A 20,002-nucleotide genomic window follows, 5' to 3' on the forward strand; every position below is an offset into this window, starting at 1 on the left:
AAAGCACTTAGCGCGAAGCCGTCTGCAATTCCTTCGGGCTCAGCATGGACTTGGTTCCGTCGCCAATCAAGACATAAGCGCCCCAATAATACGGATGTGAATAACGGGGTTGTCCGATCAGGCGCGTCTGCGCAGTGCGCAGTGCCGCCGACATGCCGTAGATCCGGCCGCTCGAATAGAAGGTTTCGATCAGCTGGTCGGTTTCGGCGGATGCCGGAACGTTCCAGTAGGTCGCCATGACCGCCCGCGCCCGCGCCGTGATGAAGGCGCGCACCAGGCCGTCGAGCGTCGCCGACGATTCGTCCTGGCCCGACAGACGGCCAAGCTCGCCGCTGACGCCGGCCGCCGTGTCGCAGGCCGACAGGACGACGAGATTGGCGTCGAAGCGCAGTTGCGCCACTTCCGGGAAGGTCAGGAAGCCATCGGAGACCGCTCCGGCGCCTGGCTCCGGCATCGCAACGCTGGTGATCAGCGACGGCGGGATGCGCGAACAGCCCAGTTCGCTTTCCGGAATACCGTGGGTGGCGAAATGCACGACCTGGTACTGTTCGTAGGTGCCCTGGTCGCTGGCCTTGAGCAGGCCAGTATCGCTGAATTCCGCACCTGTCACTTCGGGCACGTCGTGCAGCCCCATGGCCCTGGCCGCCAGCGAGATTTCGCGGGCACTCACCGGCTTGTTGCTGGCGATCGCGTTGAAGAAGTCACTATACTCCATCTGGCAGCCGCCGATTTCGAGCTTGCGGCCCTGGAAGGCGGCGACATCGGGCGGCGGCGCGTTTTCGCCGAAGCCAATGAAAGGCTTGCTGGCGCGCGACGGCGTCAGGCTGCGCGACACCAGCAGTGAGCGTGGCGACAGCGCGTAGTAGACGTCCGAACGATAGGCGATGAAGTCGACATGGCTGTAGTCGTAAGGGTCCACAGCGCGGTTTTCGACGTAGCGCTTGACGCTGTCGGCGCTGGTCACCAGCACGCTGGCCGGCAGGTTTTCAAGCGGCCCTGACGGATCAACGATAATCGAGCGCGCCAGGCGCAGTTCCGACGCCGCCGGCCCGGCTACCAGGCTGAACATGGCGTAGGAGGCCGAAACGTCGAAGAACGGGACCTTGCCGCTGTCATCGCGGATCGAGGCGCGGACACGCTTGGCGATCGCCGACAGCTGGTCGGAGGTCGCGCCGATGCGGAACAGCCAGGCGCGGCGCGGGCTGAGCACGATGGCGTAGCTGCGCGTCTTGAGCTGGGTGATCTTGAGGAAGTATTCACCCGACTTCAGCACGCCCTGCACCTCGGCGGCGCGGACCAGCTGGTCGTCGACCAGCTTGAACTGCGGGTCGTTGGTTAGCTCGGCATTGACTTCGAGCAGCCGGTTTTCGGCATCGTTACGCTGTGTTTCCAGAGCCCCGCGCGCGGCGTCATCCAGGGTGCCGCTGCTGGAAATCTGATAGCGCAGCTGAATGACGCGGCGTTCCAGTTCGTTGCGGTCCTTGACCTTGGCGGCGATGGCGCTGTTGCCGGTGACAACGTCGCGCAGCTGTGCCATCTGGCGGGCGACAGCCGGTTCGCCAACCGACTGGATAGCCTTGAAATAGAGCTCGACGGCTTCGGGCGAACGGCCACTGGCGGCGCGTTCCACGAGGATGTCGAAGTAGGGTTGCAGCTCCGCCGGCGGACGGGCGCCGAGGTCGCGCGTCGCCAACAGGGCGTCAATCGAGGTCGAGTAGGCCTTGATGACCTCGTCGCGGTCGACCGCACGGTCACGGCTGAGCAGGCTGGCACGCTCCATCTGGATATCGGCGATAATCGGGCCGGAGAAGGTGGTCGAGCCGGTCACCGCCAGCACGGCTGCGCTGGGGCGCGCATCAAAACGGCACTCGCTACTGTCCGCCAGCACAACGCCCTGCAACAGGGCCAGGGCGCAATCGAAGCTCCTGACGGCTTCACGCGGCTTGTTGCGGAAAGCCTGGATCCGGCCATTCTGACGCTCGATACGCGCCTTGATGCCAAGCAGCGAATCCGCCCGTACGCTGCGTTGCAGCATTTCTGTATAGGCGACGGCCTGGTCGAGTGCGTCGGAACTCTTCTTCACGTCGCGTACGCCCAGCCAGGCGATACTGGCCGCCCAGCTACGCTGCGCTTCGAGCAAACGGCCGGACAGTTCGCCTCGGTCGGCGACGGCGCCGGCCGTATTGGCAGTGCCACTGGCCGGCTGGTTGAGCGCGCTGATCGTCGCCATGTCCGTGAGCGGATTGGCGGCGCTTTCACCCGCCTCCAGCGCGTCGAGCGCTTTGCGCCATTGGCGGCGGTTATTGGCGTCGAGCGCCTCATAGGTCGAGAGCTTCCGCATCAGATAGGCGCTGACCTGGCCGCCTTCCGCCGGCGCCAGCTGCTTGCGTGCCTCAGCAAAATGCGCGTCGGCGGCCCCGGTCTGGCCAATATTGGAATCGGCGATGCCGGCCTCTAGATAGAATTCTGCACGCGTGATGACCGAGGTTTCGGGCGTCAGGCGGCTCAAGCCGCCGTTCAGCAGCCGGGAGGCTTCGACATATGCGCCCTGCTGATTGAGCAGGATACCGTTGCCAAGAATGACATCGGGCAAGAAGGCCTCGCGCACCGGCTCGGAGGCCGGCGTCGCGGCAGGTGTGCTCACAGCCGGCAAATCGGCGGCCACGATGGCCGCCTTGGTATCAGCGTAGCGGTCGCTAATCCGGTCCTCACCGGTCAGGGTGCGCAGACCCGCTTCCATTGGGCCCGCCGCCGTGAAGACGGCCTCCCCGCGATAGATGTACTTGCCCTTTTTAAAGCTGGCTGACACCATCGGCGTGCGTGACTTGGCGTCGAAGCACTGACGCGCGGCGACAGTGCCAATCTTGTCGACCTCGACCTTGCGGGCTTCTGCGCAACCATCGTCCGACCACGGATAACCAGCGTCGACCACGACCAGGGTACCGTAGGATCGGCCGGCAGCCGCACCCCGGCAGGTGATGGCGTATGTCCGGTCATAGCGGCTGCCGCGCGGATCGTTCCAGGTCCGGCTGGCGCTGCACGGCTCACCGGTGGCATCCCTGCCCAGCAGGAAGCTATCAGGTACGGGGCCGGCAGCGTGCGGGGCGGCGACGGCCGCTGCCGAAGCCAGGGCTGTCACCAGACCCGCGACAAGACCTGCCATCATGGATTTGCGAAATACGCCGATCATTATTGCGTTCCCTTTTCGGACGCGGCCGGGCACTGACTGACGGCCGGATCGCAGCTTGCTTCATCCGACATCGCCGACGCCGGCGCAGCAATATCCGAGAACAGGGCCTCGTTATTGCTGCTCAGCACCGAGTCGAACGACAGGTCGGGTGGCGCGGCCGTCAATATGGTCATGGTCGAGTTGTCGAAGACGGCCAGCGGCGGCTGAACCAGCGAGGACGACAGACAGGCCGTCGCCGCGCCAATCACACACCCGTTGATGCGCGTGTTCTGGACCGACGCGCCGGCGCCGACCCTGATGACATTCTGGCCGAGCAAAGCCGACGCCGAGCCGATGACGTCGTTGACCTTGCCGAACATGGCAAAGGCGTTCGGCGGCGAGACCGGATCGATATCCACCGAGCCCGGAACCGTCGCCGTGCCAATTTCGGTGCCGGTATTGGCGGGACCCTGACCGGTATTCTGGAACAGGGCGAAGGTCTTGTACTTCAGCTTGATGCTGCCGGCACGAACCAGAACGGGCTCACTGTAGGGCAGACGGCTGCGATAGAGAGTCGAGCTCGGCTGGTTGACATAGCTGGCCGCGACCGTGTCGCCGTCGAGTGGTGTCGCACCGGTATTGACGCCGAGATCGTCGAGGAAGCCGTCAGCCTGACCGACAGCAATCGCGCCACCGCGCAGGTCGAGCGTCGCGCCGCCGACATCGATGCGTCCGCCCGCCGCGGCCGTGGACTCGATCCGGATGACAGAGGCTATCGCCGTCGCATCGGTAGCCGAGCCGCCGAGGATAAGCGTGCGCGCAGGCGTCGATGCGCTGGCCGTTCCCGTGCCGTCGGTAGACACACGTCCGGTCAGATCGACACGCGCTGTCGTAAAGATGGCAGCGGTCGTGCCGGGATCAGTCAGGGTCCAGTTGAGATCGCCGATAGCGACGTCGTGCGTTCCCGCATCGAGCGCGACCACGCTGCCAGCGCCCGATGCTTTCAGGCGGTTGACTTCAGTTTCGCTCAGGTCGAAGCCACCGCTGCCGGAGGAATTGCTGCCCAGGCGCAGGGTGCGGCGGGCAGCGACGCTGATCGTCTTGGCGGTGATATCCCCCGCAATATCGGCATCCGAGGCCTCGAGCTTGACGGCCTGTCCGGCCGCCGAAATGCCCTGGGTCTGGATGGCGTTCGCCGCCGTGACGCTGACGTCGCCGGTACTGGTCGTTGCCGCTAGCTGGGCACTGCCAGCCGACTTGACCATCACGCCCTTGGCCGTCAGGCCGCCGGTAACGGAAACGTCGCCGGTCGTGCCCGTCGTCTCCAACGTTGCGGAGCCTGCGGCCATCCCGGTGCCAAGCATAACACCGCCGGAGCTGGCCGACAGTTTCAGCACGCCGCCTGCATTGGCTGTTGTCGTCGAGATGCTGGTGCCTGTAACCAGGACGTCGCCGCCCGTGCTGCGGACCTCGGCGACCTGCGCCGTACCCGCTGCCGTGACCGTCGCTGTGCCGCCGCCACGCAGGTACACCTGAATGGTCGCGTTGCCGCTGGCCCTGACCTCGCCGGTCCCAACGGCGTCGCCGCTGCCGAGCGTGGCATTACCGGCAGTAGCCTCAACTGCCAGCTTGCCGCCAGCCTTGGCTGTCGTGACGACGACGGCCTGACCCTTGACGGCCAGGTCGGCGCCCGTGCTGTCGGCCGACCCCACGGTCGCAATCTGACCGGCAGTCACGCCAACAGTGCCGCCGGCGTTCAGGGTTGTCGCATCGACATTGCCCGTAGCGGTCAGGGTCGCTGTCGTGCCCGCCTGCCCTGCCCCGAGTTTGAGATTGCCGTTCGCGGCCTCGGCCACCAGCGTTGTCTTGGCCGCAGTCTGGGTGACATCGACCGATGCCCCCTTTATGGTGACATTGGCGCCCGTACTGTCGGTTCGTGCGGCCTTGGCTGCACCGCCAGCATTGAGCGTTGCAGCGCCCCCAGCGATCAGCGATGCGGTAATCGTAGCGTCGCCGCTGGCTTTGACATCGCCGGTGCCGCCGGTCGTGCCGGTGCCGAGCGTGGCATTACCGGCAGTAGCCTCAACCGCCAGTTCACCGCCGGCCTTGGCTGTCGTCACATTGACAGTTCCGCCCTTGACCGAGATGTCAGAACCTGTGCTTTCGACCGAGGCAATCGTCGCCGTCTGACCCGCCGTGACGCTGGCAGCATCACCCGCAACGAGGGACGTGATGTCGGCGTTTCCGCTGGCGGTCAGGGTCGCTGTATTCCCCGCCGAACCCGCGCCCAGTTTGAGATCACCACTCGTCGTCTCGATCGTCAGCGTCGTCTTGGCCGCAGTCTGGGCTACGTCTGCCGTTGTGCCCTTGACGGCGACATTGGCCCCCGTGCTGTCGATCCGCGCTGCCTTGGCCACACCATCGGCATTCAGGGTTGCTGCGCCATCGGCGATCAATGACGTCAGTACGGTCGCATCACCACTGGCCTTAATCTCGGCGGTTCCACCCGCCGCGCCGGTACCGAGCGTAGCATTGCCGGCAGTGGCCGCGATTGCCAGCTTGGCCTTGGCCTTCGCCGTCGTCACATTGACAGTCCGGCCCTTGACCGAGACGTCTGAACCTGTGCTTTCGACCGAGGCAATCGTCACTGTCTCACTCGCCGTCACGCCAGCAGCGCCACCGGAAACCAAAGAGGTAACGTCAACATTGCCGCTCGCTACCAGGCTCGCCGTACCCACCGAGGCGCCAGTGCCCAGAACGACATTGCCAGCCGTCGCTTCGACCATCAGATTGCCGCCCGTCTTGGCCAGGCTGACATTCGTCGCCTGCGCCTTGACAGAGACATCCGAGCCCGTGCTTTCGATTAAAGCGATCGTCGCCACCTGGCCCGCGTCGACGGTAGCTGCTCCGCCGGAAACGAGCGTGATAACATCTGCATTGCCACTCGCCGTCAGCGTCGCTGTCGTCACCGCTGAGCCCGTACCGAGCGTGAGGTCACCCGTCGTGGCCTGAACGGCGAGAGACGTCTTGGCAGCCGTCTGGGTTATGTCGGCCGACGCGCCCTTGATGGCGACATTGGCCGCCGTGCTGTCGATACGTGCCGCTCTTGCCGCACCGCCGGCATCGAGAGATGCCGCTCCGGCTGCGATCAGCGAGGTCGTAATGGCCGCATCCGCGCTTGCCTTTATATCCGCGGTTTCACCGGCCGTACCGGTACCGAGCGTGGCGTTACCCGCCGTCGCTTCGATTGCAAGCTTTTTGCTCACCTTGGCGGATGTGACATTCACAGTCCCGCCCGTGACCGAAACGTCTGAACCGGTGCTCTCCACCAAAGCCACAGTCGCCGTCTGACCAGACGTAATGCTGGCCGCACCGCCCGAGACCAGCGAAGTAACATCAGCACTGCCACTCGCCGTCAGGGTTGCGGCACTATCAGTCGTGCCCGTGCCGAGGTCGATATCACCGCCCGTGGCCTCGACGGTCAGCGTCGTCTTCGCCGCCGTCTGGGTCACCTCAACCGAAGCGCCCTTGATGGTGACGCTGGCGCCCGTGCTGTCGATACGCGCAGCCTTCGCTACCCCGCCGGCATTCAACGACGCCGCGCCACCGGCGATCAGCGACGTCAATACAATCGCATCCGCGCTTGCCTTGACGTTCGCCGAACCTACCGAAGTACCGGTATCAAGCGTGGCATTGCCCGCCGTCGCCTCGACCGTCAGCTTGCCGCCTGCATCCGCAGTCGTGACGTTTGCCACCTGGCCCTTAACCGAAATGTCCGAGCCCGTGCTTTCGACGGAAGTGATTGCCGCCGTCTGACCGGCCATAATGCTAGCCGAACCATCGGAAACGAGCGAGGTCACATCAGCGTTGCCGGTGGCTGTCAGGGTCGCTGCACCGTCGGCCGTACCCGTACCCAGGTCGATATCACCGCCCGTGGCCTCGATCGCCAGCGTCGTCTTCGCCGCCGTCTGGGTCACCTCAACCGACGCGCCCTTGATGGCGACATTGGCGCCCGTGCTGTCGATACGCGCAGCCCTGGCCACACCGCCGGCATTCAGCGACACCGCCCCGCCTGCGATCAGCGACGTCAGAATGGTCGCATCCGCGCTTGCCTTGACATCCGCCGAACCTACCGAAGTGCCGGTGCCGAGCGTGGCACTTCCCGCCGTGGCTTCGACCGTCAGCTTACCGCCGGCATCCGCTGTCGTGACGTTCGCCGCTTGGCCTTTAACCAAAACGTCCGAACCCGTGCTCTCGACCACCCCGACCATAGCCGTCTGACTGGCTGTAATGCTGGCCGCAGCCACGGACACCGCACCCGTCACATCCACGCCCTTGCTCGCCGTCACGGTCAGTGCCGAACCGGCATCGACTGTACCGAGCTGCACGTCTCCGCCCAGCACGTCGATATCACCAGAGGCCGTCATGTCGGCACGATTGAAACCGCTCAGCAGGCGCCCATCGGTGGCCGCCGGGCTCAGCGCAAGGCCCGACACATCGCCATTGCTCGCCGTCACGCTGACATTGCCGCCAGCCGACGTCAGGCCGTCAGTGCGCACATTGCCGTCGGCCAGCAAGGTCACGCCCGTGCCGGCATTGCCGGCCGCGATCGTGATATCGCCGGTGATAGCTTCAACGCCGATCTGCTGGCTGGTCGCCTTGACGAGATCCGCCGTCACCGCACCCTCCGCCGAGATTTCGGCATAGGTCGATCCGGTGACGGAAGTTGCCGTAACGTCGGCGCCCGTCGCGGTCAAGGTGACGCCGCCGTCCTTGGCCTCCACTGTTTCCGCGTCAATATCCGCAGCGGTGATGGACACACCGTCGCCCGTCAGCGCCGGGCTGAGCGTGCCGCTGCCGGCCAACACATCACCGAGCAACGCATTGCCGGATGCCGTGGCCGCGATGGTCGATCCCGCGCCAGCGGCCGTCAGGTCCGTGCGGCCGCCAGACGTCCCGCCGATCGTCCCAGCCGAAGCCAGCTCGATCTTGCCGTCCGTCGTCGTCACGCTGTCGGCCACCAGATTGGTGCTCGAAGCGGCGATCTTCTGCGTCGTCAGCTTGGCATTTTTGCGCGCCTTGACCGTCTTGGTGGTAATGCCGCCGTCCTTGGCCAGAATGGTGACATTGCCGTCCTTAGCCTCAATGCCGCCCGCGACGTTGGCATCGATCGCCCTGCCGGCGGTCAGCGTGATCTGATCCCCTACCGCAGCACCGGCCCCATCGCCGGCTGTTACCGCACCGGTCTGGACATTACCGGTCGTGGCAGTGACCGTGATCGTCTGGCCGTGGCCACCGGCTGTAATCTGTGTACGGCCGAAACCGTCCAGCAAGCGCGAATCGCCCGCCGGAGCAATCGTCCGCCCACTGACATCACCCGCATCTGCTACAATCGACACCGCGCCACCGGTGGCGGTCGCCGTATCTACCCGGACATTTGTCCTTGACGCCAGAGTCAGGTTTCTGGCTGCAACCGCGCTGCCGAGGGCGATGGTGTTAGCATCGACCGAGATATGGCTGTTGGCGGCCAAGGGCGCCGTATCGCCGGCCGGGGTCGCGGCAGCGGATCCCGTCGGCAGGGCCAGAGTCCCGGCCACGCCCGCCGCGGCACCCGCGCCCGGATCGCTGGCGTCAGGGCTAGCCGGACCCGTCACACCGCTGACCAGCGTCGTAAAGGTCACATTGCCGGTGGCGACCTGCGCCACCTTGCCCGCCGCGCCCAGGTCGTCACCGGTAATGTTGCGGCCGCTGGTCAGATCGACATTGCCGGCCTGGCTGCGCGAACCGGCCAGCGCGATATCGCGGCCAGCATTAAGGACCACGTCGCCCTGAGCGGACAGATCGCCGCTGACCGTGATGTCCTTGGTCGCACCCGACGCGGTCAGTTTCGCGCCTTGCGCTGCCCCGCTGACGGTAATCCCGCCGGTCGTGATATTGCCGCCGGTCGTGGTCAGCGACAGGCCATTGCGGACAAACACCGTGCCAAAGCTGATATCGGCCGTCGTGTTCAGGCCCACCGTAAAGGTCTCGCTGCCGACCGTGCCGCCCAGGCCATCGATGGCGCGGGCATTGACCGTGCCCATGGTGACGGTCTGCCCGGCAGCCACCCGGATGCCGAGGCGCCCGGTGCGGTTCGGACCGCCCTGCACCGTCGTGCCCGCGCCGAACGCCACCACACCACTGGCTGCTTCCAGCAGGACCGGTGCGCCGTGCGGCGCCGAACCATCGCCGTCAGACGTCAGAGTCAGGTCGCCACGGCCCGCGACGTTGCCGCTGGACGCGGCCACACGGACAAGACCCGTGGCCTTCTGGTTGACCGCGCCGGCGGTTGATTTACCCAGCGTGACCGATTGTCCGCGTACGTCATACCCACCGCCGGACACGGTGCTGCCCGCCGTCACATTGCCGATAACCTCGGCATTGCCGGTAGCTGCGACTTGGATGTTCCGTCCGGCAGTCAGGACATCGAGCTGGCTCACGCCACCTGACGTCACTTGGATGTCATTGCCAGCCACCGCAGTGGCGTGACCGAAGGTTTCCGGTGTCGTACCAAGCGGTATGCCCGTCACGTCACCGCCGGTCGCCTGGACGACCGCATCATCTTCATGAGCCGTCAGCCCGCCAAGACGAACATTATCCGATGCCGTGACCGCAGCGCCCGAACGTGCCTCGCCTGTGCCGAGCGTCACATCGCCGGCGGTAGCCGACAGAGTCAGTCCTCCGTCCCTGGCCCACGCCTTGGCGGTGCCGAAATTGATGGTCTCGGCCGTGACCTTGACCTGGTCTGGCGTCACAGTTGCCGAGACGCTGCCCGAACCTGCCGTCAGATTGCCGAGGCGCGCAGTGCCATTGACCGCACTGACCGTGATCGACTTCGATTCCCCCGATGCGGTGATCGCCGCCGCCGTCGATCCACCGCCGGTGCCACTGATATCGCCGCTATCGGCCGTTACCCGGATATCGCCGGCGGCAGAGGTAACCGTATTGGTGCGAAGATTGCGGACCGATTCCAGATAGATATCATCCGCCGCCGTGACCGCGCCAACCGACAGGTCATTACCGGCAAGATTTGCTGTCAACTCCACGCCGCCATCGCGCGCATTCACCGAGGTCAGGTCGACACCCTGCGCCGTCACCGTAATCTGCGTCACGCCCGTAGAGGCGGTTGCGGGCCCGTCGCCCGCCGTGATGGCCGCCAGCTTGACCCGTCCACCGGTGCTCTCAACCAGGATGGTCTTGTCCTTGGTCGCCGCATTGCCCGACACGCCCGAGGTGACATCGCCCCGGCCATAGTCGTCGATCGAAGTCGGCGTACCGGTCGTGGCATTGCCGGTAATATCTTTTGCCGCCGTTACGGTGACATTGCCGCGCTTGGCTGACACTTCCTCCAGGCGGATATCGTCTACCGACTTGACCGTCGCATTGCCGTCGACCGTATTGCTGTTGGACGCCCGGGCAGCGGTGGCGATTTCGATATCGCCCGTTGTGCCGCCACGATCGGTGTTTTCGATCTGCACATGGCGATCAGCGGTCACCGTGCCGGCCTTGATGTCGCCATTCCGTGCACTGAGCGTTGCGTCCTGACCAGCGATCCCCGTTGTCAGTGCGATTCCGCCATCGGTCACGGAAACGGTGTCGCCCGCCGTTACACTCAGATTGCGGCTGCTCGCTTCCAGCGTGCCGATATCCGCCGAGGTCTCGGCTGCCACCGTGGCGTCGCGGCCGGCCGTGCCACTGGTCGCGATCGTCACCGTACCGACCGTCGAGGTCACTGAGATGTCGCGCGCCGCAATGAGCGTACCAACATCGACAACCTGTTTGTTGAGAATGATGTCGCCCGAACCGGCGACAGCGCCCGGCGCCGCCGGTGTCGCGTCGCAGCAATCGGTGACAACGCCGCCACCCGCGCCCGTGTCGGCATCGACATCGGCCGTATAGGGCGATGGCGCCGCCGTTCCGGCGGTGATGGCCGTGACCGTACCCAGCAGGCTGGTGTCGGTGACATCGCCCAAGGCCTGCAACAGGTCGGCATCGAGGCTGTTGCCCGAGGTCTCGATATTGCGATTACTGTAGATATTGGTGGCGGAAATCGTGTTGGCGTTCAGGTCGACATTCCCCTGCGCTGCCAGGTCGCCATTGGCCGTAATGCCCGTGCCATCCAGGAACAAGCCCTGCCCCGTGCCACTGACGACGATCTTGCTCAGCGCACTGATCGTTCCCGTCGTGGTGATCGACAGGGTATTGCGCAGCGACGTGTCACCCAGCGTCACATTGCCGGAGTGGTTGAGATTTGTCAGGAAAGCTTCGGCGCCACCGGTGCCAGCCAGCTTGTAGAGACCGCGCGCCTGGACACCGCCCAGGGTCAGGTCCTTGGTCGCATCGCCCATGAAGATGCCGACCTTGCTGTGGCGGCCGGTGCCGCCCCTAAGCAGGCTGGTCGAAGCAAAATTGATCGTGCCGCCAGTGCTTTCCAGCAGCAGGGGTTCCTGACCGGAATTGTTGGAATCCGCCGTCAGGGTCAGTGTGCCACGGCCTTCAATATCGCCGGTGGCCTGGATGCGGACCAGGCCACGCGCCTGCTGCGTCCGGGTCGTCGCGTTAGCGCCCAGCTGGATCGTGCTGCCGGTGACATTATAATTGCCGGTCGCGCCGGAATTGGCACCAGAAGTGACATTGCCCGTCACGGTCGCCGCCCCCACAGCCGCAACGGTGACATCGCCCGTACGGCTGATCAGGGCGCCGGCGGTCGCCGTCGTCTTGGCGTCAATATCGACGTGGCGCTGGGCATCGGCCGAACCGACCGTGATCGTTGTGCCGGTCGCGACCTGCGTGGTGAGTGTGACATCGCCGTCGCTGGCGGTGGCCGATGTGACGTCGATCTCCTCGGCGGTAACACTGACCTGATCGGCCACTGAAGACGCGGCGGTGCCCGTGCCCGCACCCAGCGTGCCGAGATTGGCCTTGCCGGTCGTCGCCGACACCGTAAGCTTCGAGCTCTCGCCACCCGCCGTCGCGGACAGGCGCGCCGACGACAGCTTGCCGGTGATGTCGCCGGTATTCGCCGTCAGGGCGATGTCTCCGTCCGTTGTCGTCACGCTGTCGATGCGAATATTGGCAGACGAGACGATCGCGGCATCCGCCTGGATCGTAGCGGTGCCCTTGGCAGCGATAGAGGTCGCCGTGACATCACCGTCGCTGGCGTGCAGGTCGGCAGCGCCATCCCTGGCATTGACCACGCCGGCGGTAATGGAGGTACCGTCCAGATCGATCTGCGGGGATGGCGGCGTCGTGCCCGTCCCGTCGCCGGCCTCGACGTCGCCAAGCGTAAGCGTCGTGCCCGCCCTTGCCTTGACGGAGGTGTCGGCGCCGGTTGCCTTCAGGTCGGGCGCGGTCGCCGTGACCCCGGCGATGCTGGTGACAGCCGCAACATCGATATTGCCGGTCGTGGTCATCGCGCTCAGCTTGACGGCGTTGCCGGCAATCGAGACATTACCCGTGCCCGACGACGCGCCATCGATCGAGACATCGGTAAAGTGGCCGGTCGTCGCACCGCCCTTGATCGTGGTGGTGCTGCCGGTAAGCGTGATCCCGCCAGTCGCGGTGACACTCAACGCACCTGCGGCATCGCCAGTCGTCAGGGCGTCGCTCTTGTTGGCGGTCAGCGCCAGGCCGTTGAAGGTCGCTGTCGCGCCCTGGACCGTCACCTTGCCATTGGCGCCCTGCGTACCGCCGAGCGTCACCCGGTTGGTATCGGCGGTCGCCGAGTAATCGCCTTCGACAGAGACATTGCCGCTGACCACCAGGGTCGTCTGTGCACGGAGGATCGCATCGGCCACCGCCCCACCGGAGACGCCGTCGTCCGCCGTTATCGCCGTGGCTGACAGGCTGCCGCTCGTCGAGCGCAGGCTGAGATCGCCCTTCACCGCCACCATGCCGAGCGCGATATTGCCCGCCTGGGCGCTCAGACCGGTGAGATTGAGAGCCGTAACATTACCCAGGGTGACATTCTGGCTGGCTGCCGAGACGGCAACATCTGACTGGCTGGTGGTACCGCCATTGAGCGCCGTCGTCATATTGACGGTGCCGGTCGAATTGAGTGTCAGCGCCTCCGTGCCGGTGGCGTCGCTGTTCGACGTCAGGCTGCCGGACCCGAGGATGCCGACGCCAGTCACTGTCACCAGCCCCTTGGCGCCTTGCGTGCCACCGACCGTAACCGTGCTGGTGTCTGCCGTCAGCGTGTAATCGCCATCGACCGATACAGGGCCATTGACTGAAAGTGTCGTGTTCGCACGCACGGAGGCGTTTGAGCTGCCGGCGCCGCCGTCGTCGGTCGTGATGCCCGTAAGCGAAGTAGACCCCGAGGTCGAGCGGATCGTCAGGCCATCGGTCACCGAAACCATGCCCAGCGAGATGTCGCCGGCCTGGGCACTCAGGCCCGTCAGCTCGTCGGCGCTTATATTGCCAACCGTCACGTTTTGTCCGGACGCAGATATGTCAACGACCGACTGGCGCGCGGCGCCACCATTCAGCGCTGTCGTCATGTTGATCGCACCCGTCGAACTGAGGCTCAGGGCTTCGGTACCCGTCGCATCGCTGTTCGCCGTCAGGCTGCCGGCACCGAGAATGCCAACGCCGGTGACTGTCACCAGCCCTTTGGCGCCTTGCGTGCCCCCGACCGTGACCGCGCCCGCATCCGCCGTCAGCGTGTAATCGCCGTCAACCGCTACCGGACCATTGACCGACAGGGTGGTGCCTGCGCGTACCGAGGCAGCGGAGCTGCCTGCGCCGCCGTCATCGGTCGTGATGCCCGTAAGCGCCACTGCCCCTGAGGTCGAGCGGATCGTCAGGCCGTCGGTTACCGACACCGTACCCAGCGAGATGTCGCCGTCCTGGGCGCTCAGGCCTGTCAGGGCCTTCGCACTGATATTGCCGACCGTCACGTCCTGGGTGGCCGCAGCGATATCGACATCCGATTGCCGCGCCGTGCCGCCGTTCAGCGCCGTCGTCATGTTGATCGTGCCGGTCGCCTTGAGCGACAGCGCCTCGGTACCGGTCGCGTCGCTGTTCGATGTCAGCGTACCCGAGCCCGACAAGGTGGCGCCATCGATCACGACCTCGCCCTTGGCGCCCTGGACGCCGCCCAGCGTGATTGCCGCCCCGGTGACGCGATAGTCGGCATCGCCCGTGACGGCGCCGGTCTGCGATACGTCGCCCGGCGCCGTGATAATCACATCCCCGCCCGAGGTCAGTGCCCCGGCCGAAACGATGTCGGCCGCCGAAGTCGTGCCCGACGGCGTAAAGTCCAGCGAAGCGTGAGTAGCCGAGGCCGCGTCGGCGCCGACCGACAGGATGATGCGACCGCCAACATCGACGGCTTCGAGCGTGGCCCCGGAATCGACACCCAGCAGGGTGTCCGTGATATTGGCAGCACCCGCCACCACAATCGAATCCGCCGACAGCTGGCCGGTCGCACCAACCGTAACCTTGGCGGTCGCCAGCGTCGTGCCGGCATTGACCTCGATACCGAGCGGGCTGCCCGGTGTGAAGGTGAAGGTCATATCCCGTGTAGCGATCAGGGCGATGTCGCCGTCCGTCGCCGTCATACCGCCATTGGCGGTAATGATCTGCCCCGCCGCACCGACCGCGCCCGGATGGGTGAGATCGCCAGCCGTGACGGTGCCGCCAAAGGTAATCGCGCCGTTGGCCACCCAGGTCGCGTCGGGCAAGCCGGTGATGCTGTTGATGCCATCCTTCAGCTTATAAGACGCGCTGATAAAATCATTATTGGTCATGTTCAGCGTCGAGACGAAGAACGAGCCAGTATTGACCGTCGATGCGCCGCCGAACAGTACGCCGTTCGGGTTGAGCAGCCACACGGCGATATTCTTGTCCGAGCTCAGCGTGCCGTCGATGAGCGACTGGCCGCCGCCGACCGCCACGCGGTTGAGCACCGACATGGCCGTCGCAGTGCCGTTATTGTCGAAGTGGACTTCGTTGCCCGAAGCGATGTTGAATGTCGCCCAATCGATTACCGTATCGGCGGCGTTCAGCGTCACGGTCATGTTTGTGTCGCTGGGCGCCGGCACCGGAATCGTCGGCGCGCCCACGGTCCCCGTGCCGCCCGTCGGCAGGTCCTGCCCCTGCACGGCGCCGGACAGGCTCCATACGACGAGCAGGGCCGTCGTACCTGACAAAAGCCTGCGATTACGGAACGCTTGGGACGACTGATGGGCACTCATGACGTGAACTCCAAGGGCGTTTTGCCGATTTGGTCTTTAAACCTGGCGTAGTCAGTTCGGACGGGGCAGGAATTGCGTGGTAAGCGAGAACATGACGCGGCCCGCCGCGACCTTGCTGTCGATCGACAGGGCCTTGTCGAGCGGCTGCGCGTACATCAGGTCAAAGACGAGGCGGCCCGGCAGGAAGACGCGCAAGCCACCACCCCACGATTCCAGGGTACGACCATTTTCGGTCGTGCCGGAATCCTGGTTCCACACAGTCACCGAGTCGTAGAAGGTGAAGACTTCGCCGTTCAACGACGTATTGGACGGCCAGCCGGCGCGGATTTCGCCGCGCAGGCCGATGGCGCTGTCACCACTGTTGGCGCCGGGATCGTAACCACGGCCGATATTCAGGTTGCCGACGGAAAACTCTTCATAGCTGAGGAGTGGATTGTCCGCCCATTGTCCCCGCACCGTCCCGGCCAGCGTCACCCAGCGGCCAAGGCCGATGGAAGCGTCGGCGTCAAAACGGGCGACCGTTGCCTGCGAATTGCCTTCCGAACGGGACGGCGTAAATCCATTCTTCGACGAGACAGGACTATTCGTCGGTACAGCGGTCGCGTCGAACAGCTCGGTGCCCTTGCGCAGCTCCAGGGCCGCCCGCCCCTGCAGCGCCCCGCCGAAGATAAACTCCGGATAGCGCACCTCGCCCTGGACGCGGGCATAGGCGATGCTCAGCTTGTCGAGGTTCAGGTTGGAGACCGGCCCCGTGCCGTGAATCTGCGTCTTTTGTTCGATGACCTCGAAACCCGTGGCTACGCCGACATTGTGGCGCAGCGACCGGATAAGCGGCAAACGGAATTCAACTTCGGCGATCGACGAGCGTGTGCGCAAGTCCAGGCCGTCGAGGCCAGGGCGCGAGCTGGCCGTGATGAAGCTGCCGCCAATCACGGCGCCGCTGCGGCCGACGGCCATCGAATGACCTACCTGGACGATCTGCTGTTCCCGAGGATCGAGCGTGCTGGACAGGCCCAGATAGGTGACGTCACCGTGGCCGGTCAGGCCGTAGACCTCGGTCCGGGCGTAGACGGCTTCGGGACCAACTTCGCGCGAGCCGTAGTTCTGGGCGTTGATCATGACGTTGTAAGGAATTGAGGTCAGGGTCAGGTCACCGATGACCGCGCCCGGCGTCGTGCCCGCGGATCGTAGTGACAGACTGACGTCAAGCCCCGGCACGTCGCCGATCAGCAGCAGAATGCGTTCGGCATCGAACTGGTTGAGCGGATTGAGCGCCTGCAACTGGGCAATGCGGTCATCCAGCAGGTCGCGATATTTGCCGGCATCACCATGGACGCGGATTTCGGCAATGCGCGCCGTGACGACCACCAGCCGCAGTTCGCCGCCCGACAGGTCCTGGGCGCGGATCTGCACCGACGCGACATAGCCAGAATTGCGCAGCAGGTAGCTGGCGCGGTCACGCATTTCACAGACATTGGCGACCGGCTGCTCACCCTTGGTCAGGGGCGCGAAACCCTCAAGCACCTCGGCGATCTCCGGCGCCAGGGCCGCACCGCCGGGGCCTTCGAAGGCAACGGAATTGATCGATGCCCGGTAGGGAGAGTCACTCAGCGCGCATGGCGCCGGCTCAAACGCCTTGGCCGGATCGACCTTGACGCGTGGCGCAGCCAACGGCGCCGGTGTGGCCGGCTTTTCGATTTCTTCACGCGTCGGCAACTGCGCCGAAGGCTGGGTTTGCGCCCAGGCACTATTACACCCCGCCATTGCCGCTGCCGCGAAGACGAGGCTCAGGATATGTCTGGTGTCGTTCTGACGCATTTTCGCCCCCACGGATGTCCCGAACAGCCTCTTTTCCCGGATGGCTGCAAAACAATTGCCAAGTCTTAATGATCAATATGCAATCCGACTTCATTAAGCTCAAATTAGGAAATTACAAAATGAATTATGAACTTGGTTATCTGAGCGGCGGTAACATGATGCTTGCCCGCCATGAAGCCGCCACCATTGACGCTGATCATAACCTTGGGTACTCATTACCATCAGATTTTGCGCGAGGCATCGACATGACCACAGTGACACGGGTTCTTCTGGCGGCCGCAGCCGCCCTGACTTTGGCGCAGCCGGCCCTGGCGGATCCCGCCGGTGACGCAGTCGCCGGCAAGAAGGCCTTTGCCATGTGTGGCGCCTGCCATTCGGTCGTCGCCGACAAGAACGGCGTCGGCCCTTCCCTGTTCGGCGTCGTCGGCAGGAACGCCGGCGCGTCCGCAGGTTTCAAATACTCCGACGCCATGAAGACTGCGGGCAAGTGGACCCCGGAAAAGCTCGACGCCTTCCTGACCGACCCGAAGAAGACCGTGCCGGGCAACAAGATGCCCTTCGCCGGCATCAAGGATGCCAAGCGCCGCTCCGATATCGTGGCCTATATCCAGACCCTGAAATAATCGGACCGCCGAACCTAATGAAAAAGGCGCCTGCGATATGCAGGCGCCTTTTTTGTTTCAGGAGCGAGCCGCTTTAGTGGTCGACCGCGCCGGAAGCGCCAAGTCCCGTCTGCGACCGGACGAACTGCGCGAAGAACTTCTCGCGCTCGGCCTTGGCCTTTTCGGAATTGTCGGTCACCGAGAACAACCAGATTCCGCCAAAAGCCGCGACCATGGCGAACAGGGCCGGGTACTTGTACGGGAAGATGGCCGCCTCGTGATGCAGGACATCGACCCAGACGGTCGGGCTGAGCACAGTTAAGGTCAGGGCGGTAATCAGCCCGATGGCTCCGCCCAAAACAGCGCCGCGCGTCGTCAGCTTCGACCAGTACATGCTGAGGAACAGGATGGGGAAGTTGGTCGACGCGGCAATCGAGAAGGCCAGGCCGACCATGAAGGCGATATTCTGCTGCTCGAACACCACGCCCAGCACAATGGCAACGATGCCCAGCACAACAACCGCGCTCCTCGAGACTGCCATCTGCGACTTTTCGTCGACATCGCCGCTGCGGAGGACGTGGGTGTAGAGGTCGAGCGCCACTGCCGATGCGCCGGCCAGCGCCAGGCCCGCCACAACGGCCAGGATGGTCGCGAAGGCCACTGCCGAAATGAAGCCAAGGAAGAGGTCGCCACCTACGGCCTTGGCCAGGTGGATCGCCGCCATGTTGGGGCCGCCGAGCAGTGCGCCCGTCGCGTCCTTGAACGCCGGGTTGGTGCCGACCAGCAGGATGGCGCCGAAGCCGATGACGAAGGTCAGGATATAGAAATAACCGATGAAGCCAGTGGCATAAAAAACCGACTTGCGGGCCTCCTTGGCGTCGCTGACGGTAAAGAAGCGCATCAGGATGTGCGGCAGACCGGCCGTGCCGAACATCAGGGCCAGGCCGAGCGAAATGGCGGAGACCGGATCGGAAATAAGCACGCCGGGCGCCATGATCGCACCCGCCTTGGGATGGACCTCGACCGCCTTTTCGAACAGCTGGGCGAAGTCGTAATTGACCGAACGCATGACCATGACGGCCATGAAGGTCGCGCCCGACAGCAGCATGACCGCCTTGATTATCTGCACCCAGGTGGTGGCCAGCATGCCGCCGAACAACACATAGGCAACCATCAGAATGCCGACCAGCACCACGGCGACCATATAGTCGAGGCCGAACAGGAGCTGGATCAGCTTGCCCGCGCCGACCATCTGGGCGATCAGGTAGAAGGCCACGACCGTCAGCGACGACAGGGCGGACAGGAAGCGGATTGGCTTCTGGCCCAGGCGATAGGACGCGACGTCAGAGAAGGTGAACTTGCCGAGGTTACGCAGGCGCTCGGCCATCAGGAACAGGATGATCGGCCAGCCAACCAGGAAGCCGATCGAATAGATCAGCCCGTCGAAGCCCGAGGTAAAAACCTGGGCCGAAATACCAAGGAAGGACGCCGCCGACATATAATCGCCGGCGATCGCCAGGCCGTTCTGAAAGCCGGTGATCTTGCCGCCGGCGGTGTAATAATCCTTGGTCGACGCCGAGCGCTTGGACGCCCAGCGCGTGATACCAAGTGTCAGCAGCACGAAGGCCAGGAACATGCCGATGGCGATGTAGTTGACGCCCTGCTTGTGGACCTCACCGCTGATGGAGTCGGCGATCGCCATGGCCGGCAGCGCGAAGGCAACGGCTGCGGCCAGGAGTATTCTGGACGCTTTCATTGACCGGCCTCCGCCAGGATTTCACGAACGGCGCGGTCATAGGCGCCATTGGCCTTCCAGACATAGATGCCCGTCAGGATGAAGGACAGGAAGATCAGGCCAAGACCGGCAGGAATGCCCCACGTAATGACCATGCCCGGCTGGATCGGCTGACCCAGCAGCTTGGGGTCGAACCCGATCAGGGTAATGAAGCCGTAATAGGCCAGCAGCATGATGATCGACAGCGTCCAGGCAAAGCGACTGCGCCGTTTGACGAGCGCCTGGAATTTCGGGTTTTCATAGATGCGCCGGTGGACGTCTTCCGTCGTCATGCCTTGCCCCTGTTTGGATTTGTGCAGATGTTTTTATTGCTGCCACCAATACCGGACTTTGCGTCACCGTCCAGCGCTTTCAGCTGTCAGGCGTGATTCAACGATAA

6 protein-coding genes are annotated in these 20,002 nt (G+C 64.5%); 1 reads left to right on the plus strand and 5 read right to left on the minus strand.

Annotation, left to right across the window (positions count from 1 at the left end):
• Positions 1-7 precede the first annotated feature (7 nt).
• Genes AC1DON_RS14605 through AC1DON_RS14615 form a run of 3 tightly spaced genes read right to left on the minus strand, consistent with a single transcriptional unit; the run spans position 8 to position 17,226 of the window.
• The gene (locus AC1DON_RS14605) at positions 8-3,190 is read right to left on the minus strand and encodes a CHAT domain-containing protein (protein ID WP_476935545.1); all 3,183 of its coding nucleotides are present in this window, start codon (positions 3,188-3,190) and stop codon (positions 8-10) included.
• Complete coding sequence (locus AC1DON_RS14610; protein WP_476935546.1) at positions 3,190-15,408, minus strand: filamentous hemagglutinin N-terminal domain-containing protein; 12,219 nt, start codon at positions 15,406-15,408, stop codon at positions 3,190-3,192. Before AC1DON_RS14610 ends, AC1DON_RS14605 begins: the two co-directional genes overlap by 1 nt.
• A 51-nt stretch (positions 15,409-15,459) precedes the next feature.
• The gene (locus AC1DON_RS14615; RefSeq protein ID WP_476935547.1) at positions 15,460-17,226 is read right to left on the minus strand and encodes a ShlB/FhaC/HecB family hemolysin secretion/activation protein; all 1,767 of its coding nucleotides are present in this window, start codon (positions 17,224-17,226) and stop codon (positions 15,460-15,462) included.
• Positions 17,227-17,471: 245 nt separating this feature from the next.
• Between AC1DON_RS14615 and AC1DON_RS14620 the strand changes: the two genes are divergently transcribed.
• Positions 17,472-17,849 (plus strand): c-type cytochrome, encoded by a 378-nt coding sequence (locus AC1DON_RS14620; RefSeq protein ID WP_476935548.1) that lies wholly within the window; start codon positions 17,472-17,474, stop codon positions 17,847-17,849.
• Between the two features lie 73 nt (positions 17,850-17,922).
• Here the strand turns inward: AC1DON_RS14620 and AC1DON_RS14625 are convergent, their stop codons facing one another.
• The gene (locus tag AC1DON_RS14625) at positions 17,923-19,584 is read right to left on the minus strand and encodes a cation acetate symporter (protein WP_476935549.1); all 1,662 of its coding nucleotides are present in this window, start codon (positions 19,582-19,584) and stop codon (positions 17,923-17,925) included.
• Complete coding sequence (locus AC1DON_RS14630) at positions 19,581-19,895, minus strand: DUF485 domain-containing protein (RefSeq protein WP_192621337.1); 315 nt, start codon at positions 19,893-19,895, stop codon at positions 19,581-19,583. Before AC1DON_RS14630 ends, AC1DON_RS14625 begins: the two co-directional genes overlap by 4 nt.
• Positions 19,896-20,002 lie beyond the last annotated feature (107 nt).

This window comes from Asticcacaulis sp. P4_H10, assembly GCF_056400965.1.

Bases quoted from the DNA above. Each gene is read 5' to 3' on its own strand.
- AC1DON_RS14605 (WP_476935545.1), bottom strand. From the start codon at position 3,190: ATGATCGGCGTATTTCGCAAATCCATGATGGCAGGTCTTGTCGCGGGT.
- AC1DON_RS14610 (WP_476935546.1), bottom strand. From the start codon at position 15,408: ATGAGTGCCCATCAGTCGTCCCAAGCGTTCCGTAATCGCAGGCTTTTG.
- AC1DON_RS14615 (WP_476935547.1), bottom strand. From the start codon at position 17,226: ATGCGTCAGAACGACACCAGACATATCCTGAGCCTCGTCTTCGCGGCA.
- AC1DON_RS14620 (WP_476935548.1), top strand. From the start codon at position 17,472: ATGACCACAGTGACACGGGTTCTTCTGGCGGCCGCAGCCGCCCTGACT.
- AC1DON_RS14625 (WP_476935549.1), bottom strand. From the start codon at position 19,584: ATGAAAGCGTCCAGAATACTCCTGGCCGCAGCCGTTGCCTTCGCGCTG.
- AC1DON_RS14630 (WP_192621337.1), bottom strand. From the start codon at position 19,895: ATGACGACGGAAGACGTCCACCGGCGCATCTATGAAAACCCGAAATTC.